General features: G+C 47.5%; 8 protein-coding genes. 7 read left to right on the top strand and 1 reads right to left on the bottom strand.

Going from position 1 to position 6,807, the window contains the following annotated elements; all coding sequences use genetic code 11:
• Nucleotides 1–650: 650 nt before the first annotated feature.
• The 3 genes from rpmF (at nucleotide 651) to EBR25_06490 (ending at nucleotide 2,606) form a co-directional block, all read left to right on the top strand.
• On the top strand, nucleotides 651–839 hold the full coding sequence (gene rpmF, locus EBR25_06500; GenBank protein NBW40645.1) for a 50S ribosomal protein L32: 189 nt from the start codon (nucleotides 651–653) through the stop codon (nucleotides 837–839).
• A gap of 336 nt (nucleotides 840–1,175) precedes the next feature.
• Complete coding sequence (gene fabG, locus EBR25_06495; GenBank protein NBW40644.1) at nucleotides 1,176–1,916, top strand: 3-oxoacyl-[acyl-carrier-protein] reductase; 741 nt, start codon at nucleotides 1,176–1,178, stop codon at nucleotides 1,914–1,916.
• A gap of 438 nt (nucleotides 1,917–2,354) precedes the next feature.
• On the top strand, nucleotides 2,355–2,606 hold the full coding sequence (locus EBR25_06490) for an acyl carrier protein (protein NBW40643.1): 252 nt from the start codon (nucleotides 2,355–2,357) through the stop codon (nucleotides 2,604–2,606).
• Between the two features lie 7 nt (nucleotides 2,607–2,613).
• Here the strand turns inward: EBR25_06490 and EBR25_06485 are convergent, their stop codons facing one another.
• Nucleotides 2,614–2,952, bottom strand: a complete 339-nt coding sequence (locus tag EBR25_06485; protein NBW40642.1) for a hypothetical protein — start codon at nucleotides 2,950–2,952, stop codon at nucleotides 2,614–2,616.
• Between the two features lie 155 nt (nucleotides 2,953–3,107).
• Between EBR25_06485 and EBR25_06480 the strand changes: the two genes are divergently transcribed.
• Genes EBR25_06480 through ribA form a run of 4 tightly spaced genes read left to right on the top strand, consistent with a single transcriptional unit; the run spans nucleotide 3,108 to nucleotide 6,804 of the window.
• A complete protein-coding gene (locus EBR25_06480; protein NBW40641.1) occupies nucleotides 3,108–4,370 on the top strand; it encodes a serine hydroxymethyltransferase in 1,263 nt (420 codons plus the stop codon).
• 12 nt (nucleotides 4,371–4,382) lie between these two features.
• On the top strand, nucleotides 4,383–4,949 hold the full coding sequence (nrdR, locus tag EBR25_06475; protein NBW40640.1) for a transcriptional repressor NrdR: 567 nt from the start codon (nucleotides 4,383–4,385) through the stop codon (nucleotides 4,947–4,949).
• Between the two features lie 4 nt (nucleotides 4,950–4,953).
• On the top strand, nucleotides 4,954–5,592 hold the full coding sequence (locus EBR25_06470) for a riboflavin synthase (protein NBW40639.1): 639 nt from the start codon (nucleotides 4,954–4,956) through the stop codon (nucleotides 5,590–5,592).
• Between the two features lie 15 nt (nucleotides 5,593–5,607).
• A complete protein-coding gene (gene ribA, locus EBR25_06465; protein ID NBW40638.1) occupies nucleotides 5,608–6,804 on the top strand; it encodes a GTP cyclohydrolase II in 1,197 nt (398 codons plus the stop codon).
• Nucleotides 6,805–6,807 lie beyond the last annotated feature (3 nt).

Below are 6,807 nucleotides of genomic sequence, written 5' to 3'. Positions count from 1 at the left end.
GCTCCCATATCAGGGGTGTGAGTCGCTTGTAGGCTCGCACATATATAATCCCCCCCCAATACACACTACAGGGCCAGGATAGGGTCGCAACACTACTCTATCCTGGCCTTTTTCTTTTCCACAATAAGCGAATTCTTGCTGGAATCTCCGCTCAACGGCGGCACGTCGTTTATGAATGACGCAATGCATGCTCGTAGGAAGTACCAATAAATACAGGAGGTTGACGTGATGATTACAAAGATGACCGCTGTGAGTCCGGAAAAAAATAATTTTTTTAGAAAAAAAGATGTACATAAAGCACATTTTTAGCGAAGCTCCCATATCAGGGGTGTGAGTCGCTTGTAGGCTCGCATATATAATCCCCCCCCAATACACACCATAGGGGCAGGATAGGGTGGCAAAACTACTCTATCCTGCCTTTTTTCATGGATTTTTTAAGAGGTAGGGAATCAGCAGCAAGCGGTGTTTTTAGGAGATCGTTCATAAAAATTAGCTAGTTAGCTGAAATAACCATAGTTTTTCTGCGCTCCTGTCTTGGTCGGGTTAGCAGGACAAACAAAACAGAACCTTTGAAAAGTCGGTGCTCCTGTTTAGTTTCTCCCTGAGTTTTGTTACCTTAATCGTCTTGAGTTTTTAAGAAGAGGTAGAAAATGGCCGTCCCAAAGAAGAAAACGTCTCGCTCGAAACGCAACATGCGTCGGTCCCATGATGCCCTCGTAGCTGTGAACACTATTGTGTGTAGCTCTTGTGGAGAGCCTAAGTTGCGGCACCGTGTTTGTGGTGCATGCGGGCAGTACCGTGGAAAGAAAGTAGTCGAGACAGAATCAGCATCACTATAACTTCTGAATATGAGTAGTCTGCACTCCTGCAGGTGCTATGAACTGTGAGTCTCTTGTTCACTGTACCTTCTGCTTACCGGGGCGGTTCGGTCTCTGTCGACATGCCATGCTCAGCTCGTTTTCCCTTTAGCTGAGAGGTTCCAAAGGGCTTTACTGTGGCAGCAAGAGCGGTAGGGGCGTAGACCTTAGCTGGGAGTGCGTGTCGGTAGCTTATTTCATCAGTAAGGAGTTTCCGTTGTTGTTTCCTTTGACCACTCTGGTAGTTCTTAAACTAAAGCTCTACACTACAAGGCGTCTCCTAACATAAATGAAGGAATAAAGAAGAGAGAAAAAGTTATGACCGATAAAAAAGTAGCACTGATTACAGGAGCAAGCAGGGGAATCGGACGAACAATTGCTATTCACCTTGCAAGACAAGAATTCCATGTCCTCGTTAATTTTTCCTCTAATGAAGAAAAGGCGATCGCGGTCGTAAAGGAGTGTGAGGAGGTCGGTGGGAGCGCTGAGTTGCTTGGTTTCAATGTGAGTGACTCGGAACAAGTCGCCACCTGTATTCAAGAAATGAAGTCAAAGCATGGACGCATTGATTTTCTTGTGAACAATGCCGGCATTAGTCGTGATGGCCTCTTTGTCCGTTTCTCAGATGACGATTGGCGCCAGACGCTCTCTGTGAACCTAGACGGTGCGTTCTATGTCTCACGTGAGGTAGCAAAAGTGATGATGAAAGCTCGCAAGGGAGCAATCGTAAATATGAGCTCTGTTGTCGGTGAAATGGGGAATGCTGGTCAGGCAGCTTATGCCGCTTCAAAAGCTGGACTCATTGGTCTTACAAAGACTCTTGCTCGAGAGCTAGCGTCTCGAAACATCACGGTAAACGCGATAACACCAGGCTTCATAGAAACAGATATGACAGGCGCTCTCGATGAAAAGGTGCGGGAGGAGCACATGCGAGGCATCCCACTAGGACGATATGGGAAAGCGGAGGAGGTGGCTGCATTAACCGCATTTCTTTCTACGGAGCATGCACAGTATATAACAGGGCAAGTTATTGGAATTAATGGAGGATTGTATATTTAGTAGGGCTATTTGAAAGGCAAATCGCCGCTAAAAACCATTACAGCTCTATTGCCTTTGCGGTCGGCTTTCTATAGGGTCGAGAGGGCTATAGTCCATAGAGGCGCACGGTTTCCACCGCGAGCTAGCTACGTATAATAGCAATGGCTCAAGTTTCCAGTAACGTGCCTGAGAGATGTATCAATACAACAGTATCGATATAACAGAGGTTGCTCTGCTCGGGAAAAAGAAGACTGGAAAAAGCGGGAAGATTCTTCGCAGACACGGTGTCTGCGTGAATTGAAGAGAGGTCCGGGCCGAACGAATTTTATGACCGAGGAAAGGGCTTAGAAAAATTATTTTCTTCCCTGGGTCGTTAAATGTAAAAAAAAGCATCGAGGATTCGGGATCTAGGGGAAGCCTAGCTTGAAGAGTCGGGTCTTGTTAGGAGATACAGGAAAGATGTCAAACGCTTCTGAAATTGAAGAGAGAATAAAGAGCATTATTGTTGAACAACTTGGAGTTGGAGCTGATGAGGTTACTTCAGAGGCTTCGTTCATTGAAGATCTTGGAGCAGATTCTCTCGACATCGTAGAACTGATCATGGCTCTTGAAGAAGAGTACGATATTGAGATTCCAGATGAGGATGCTGAGAAAATCCAAACAGTGAAGGATGTAACAGCGTACGTCCAAAATACTCAAGCTGCTGCTTGAGGTGATTCTACCGAGAGCTCTTTATTGAGTTGTCCGTAGAGAATTCACGTTTAGTGAGAAACAAAGAGCCCTTCGCTTTGATGCGAGAGGGCTCTTGTGTTTTTAGAGGTGTCGTTTTCTCCCTCTCTTTATAGGCGTAGTGCATAGTCCGCGGCGTAATGGCCCGTGTAGCCGCCGATTCCTTTACAATACTCAGCTTATTTTTCAGCCTCGCTCTTTCCCGTTCTCTATCGTCCCTGGCTTCGACACGCATACACCTCTGCCTGTAGGGTAGGGTCGTTATGGGCACTGCATTTTTACCTTTAGGGATGGAAATTGCCTCAATGAGGCTGCTTTGCTTCGACATAGTGCGAGAAAATGGAGAATTCCATCTCAAAATACTGAAAAAACTGTTTTTTTTTGATTGTCACAGTATATTAAGGACACGAGGCAACTCCCTCTCTTTTGATTCAGAGCTGGCGCTGCCGTTTACAAACAGTCTTGAATTGGAGAAGGCCACACATGGTAGACAGAACGCCGCTACGAGATGCTGACCCAGAGATTTATAATTGGATTCAGAAGGAAACCGAGCGCCAAGAATACGGGCTTGAGATGATTCCGAGCGAGAACTTCGTGAGTGAGGCAATCCTAGAAGCATGTGGCTCAGTGCTCACGAATAAGTATGCAGAAGGGCTTCCTCATAAGCGGTACTACGGAGGGTGTGAGTACGTCGATGAGGTTGAAGTCCTCGCCCAACAGAGAGCGCAGACGCTCTTTGGTGCGGATTTCGTGAATGTACAAGTTCACTCTGGTGCAACTGCAAACCAAGCGGTGTTTGAGTCATTTCTCAACCCAGGTGACACAATCATGGGTCTCAAGCTCGATCACGGAGGGCACCTTACTCACGGGTTGAAGGTGAACTTTTCAGGTAAGCATTACAAGGTTGTTGCCTACGGAGTAGACGAGCACTCTCATCTGATTGACTATGATGAGGTTCAACGCTTAGCGGAAGAACACAGACCGAAGTTAATCATCAGCGGTGCTTCTGCTTACTCAAGAGGAATTGATTTTAAGCGCTTTCAAGAAATTGCTGACAGCATTGGAGCTCGGCATCTTGCAGATATCGCCCACTACGCGGGGCTCGTTGCCGCCGGAGAGTACCCAACCCCGCTTCCATTTTCTGACTATGTTACTACGACCACTCATAAGACGCTTCGAGGTCCGCGATCTGGGATGATTATGGCGAAACCAGAGTATGCAAAGGACATTAATCGGTCCGTTTTTCCAGGACTACAGGGTGGGCCGCATATGCATACGATTGCTGCTAAGGCTATCGCATTCCGTGAGGCCTCACGACCGGAGTTTAAGCAGTATGCTCGTTCGATTATCGAGAATGCGAGAGCACTCTCAGGAGCGCTCATTGAAAACGGACTATCTGTTGTCTCAGGTGGTACTGATTCCCACGTTCTCTTGGTCGATGTGCGGCCAGCAGAAATCACAGGGAAGGACGCATCTGAGGTGCTTGATCGGATCGGTATTACGGCGAATATGAACACTATCCCCTACGATCCGCAGCCACCACGTATATGCAGTGGTGTTCGTTTCGGTACTCCAGCGCTTACCACTCGTGGAATGGGTGTCGAGGAGATGAAAACAATAGCAGGCTTTGTCAGACAGGCATTAGAGTCGGTGGGGAATGAAGAAAAGTTAAAGAGCCTGAAGGATGATATTCGGGAGCTTAGTAGAGGATTCCCCCTCTATGCTCATCGGCTTATGCCAGAATAAGGAGAGTTTGCATTGAAGTGTCCAAAGTGTGGCAGTAGCCGCTCATCGGTTGTTGATTCCAGGGGCGATCCCAGTGCTATTCGGCGCAGGCGTGAATGCCAGGAGTGCGAGTTTCGTTTTACGACTTTTGAGAGGATCGAATATGCGCTGCCACTTGTTATAAAGAAAGATGGGCGGAGAGAGCCGTTTAATCTTTTGAAGTTGCGTGCTGGTTTAATAAGAGCATGCGAAAAAAGACCAATTAGTGTTGAACAAGTCGATGTAGTCGCTAATCGAATCGAACGACGAGTAAGTGAAATGTGTCTCAAAGAGCTGGAGAGTGTTTCGATCGGCGATCTGGTTATGGAAGAGCTGAAGGAGCTTGACCATATCGCTTATATTCGTTTTGCGTCAGTGTACCAAGAGTTTTCAGATATAGAGCAATTTGTAGAAACACTGCACTCCCTTCGCAGTGAGGGAAAGAAGCGGAAAAAAGCGCGAGGAGAAGAGCGCTTAGAGAACCCCTTTCAGAAGGATGCGAGCAGCTCTTTACCCGAAGGAGAGCAGCCTCTCCCATCTCAGAAGCAGGAGGTAGGGTAGTCTCGTGTTTTCCGGAATAGTTGAAGAAAAGGGCACCGTGGTATTGTGTTCCGAAACTCCTGACGGTGTGCAATTGGTCATAAGCTCTCGGCTCGATCATGCGTTAACACGGGTTGGCGATTCTCTCGCGGTTGAAGGGGTATGCCTGACTGTTACCAGTTGTGAGCACGTCCATGATGCTTGGCAACTGAAGTTTGATATTGCCTCTGAGACGCTCCGTTGCACGACGCTTGGTGGTATCGGAAAAGGTTCTGCGGTTCATCTTGAGCGCTCTCTCGCTGTTGGAGACCGTTTGCATGGTCATATTGTATCAGGTCACGTTGATGGGGTCGGAGTGGTTACTGATCGCGAGGAAGAGGGAGATACCACTCGGCTCACAATACAGGTACAGGCAGGGAGCGAGTATCTCGCACGGAAAGGGTCGGTGACTCTGGCGGGAGTTTCTTTGACCGTTGGAGAGGTTCACGGTGACACATTTCAAGTTTACCTCATTCCTCATACAAAAGAGGTCACACGATTTGGTTCGATTCAGGTTGGAGATACTATAAATGTAGAGTTTGATATGCTCGCCAGATATGTTCATCGGATGCTTGCAGAATCTTTGCAGACTCGACTTCAGCCCCTTGGTGTTGGAGAGGAGTAGTTATTCATGAAGGGAATTCGATTTAGTCCGTTGGAGCAGGTAATCGCAACATTTCGCGAAGGTGGAATGGTGGTTATTTGTGATGATGCGGAGCGCGAGAATGAGGGGGATCTTGCGATAGCAGCCGAATGTATTACTCCAGAGAAGTATAGCTTTATGATGCGGCAGGGGCGTGGTCTTGTCTGTACGAGCATTGACCCTGAGATTGGGCGAAAATTACAGCTGCCTCTACAGATTATCAATAACAACTCGGCTTTTGGAACCCCTTTTGCGCCTTCAGTTAGCTTGCGGTCACTCGGAGCAGAGCATTCTCCTGTGAGTGCTCGTGTCCAGACCGTACACCGTATGATTGCAGATGATGCAACGCCAGATGAGTTCGCATCACCAGGATCGGTATATCCATTGTTGGCAAATCCAGCCGGTGTAGTGGGAAGAGATGGTCAGACAGAGGGTTCGTACGATCTGGCTCGACTGGCAGGCTTAAAGCCTGCAGCGTTAATCTGTGAAGTTCTCAGAGAAGACGGCACTATGATGCGCGGAGCAGAGCTTGAAGAGTTTGCTTTACATCATAGCTTGCCGATCACGTCGGTAGCAGAAATTTTTGATTATCGGGTAAACCATGAGTTGCTCCTCCGGGAGGAATTCCAGGGGGACGTTCAAACTCGTTGGGGAGAATGGAAGGCAAGAATTTTTTATGATGACGTGACGCAGAAAGAACATCTTGCGCTTATATACGGAGACATTCGCACTGGAGAGCCTATACTCACAAGAGTCCACTCTGAGTGTTTAACTGGTGATGTATTTGGAAGTGTTCGGTGTGACTGTGGTCCTCAGTTAGATTTTGCCTGTGATAAGATTAAAGAAGCAGGTGCTGGAATCCTTCTGTACTTGCGGCAGGAGGGGCGTGGTATTGGTTTGTCTAATAAACTTAAAGCGTACGAACTGCAGGATAGGGGGCGAGATACTGTTGAAGCGAATGTTGAGCTCGGTTTTGAGGCTGACGAACGAGATTACAGAGTTGCGGTGAAGATATTGAGAATATTGGGCATCTCTCGATTGTCGCTCATGACGAATAATCCAGATAAAATAGAGGTCCTCCGCTCTTCGGGAGTAGAAATAGCATCAAGAGAGCCTATTGAGGTTCCTGTTAGCAAGTTTGCAGCAAGCTATATGGAGACAAAAAAGACGAAACTCGGCCACCTTCTTACATAACCA

The organism is bacterium, assembly GCA_009926305.1.
GTDB lineage: Bacteria > Bdellovibrionota_C > UBA2361 > UBA2361 > RFPC01 > RFPC01.
This window is presented reverse-complemented; position numbering and strand designations above follow the sequence as displayed.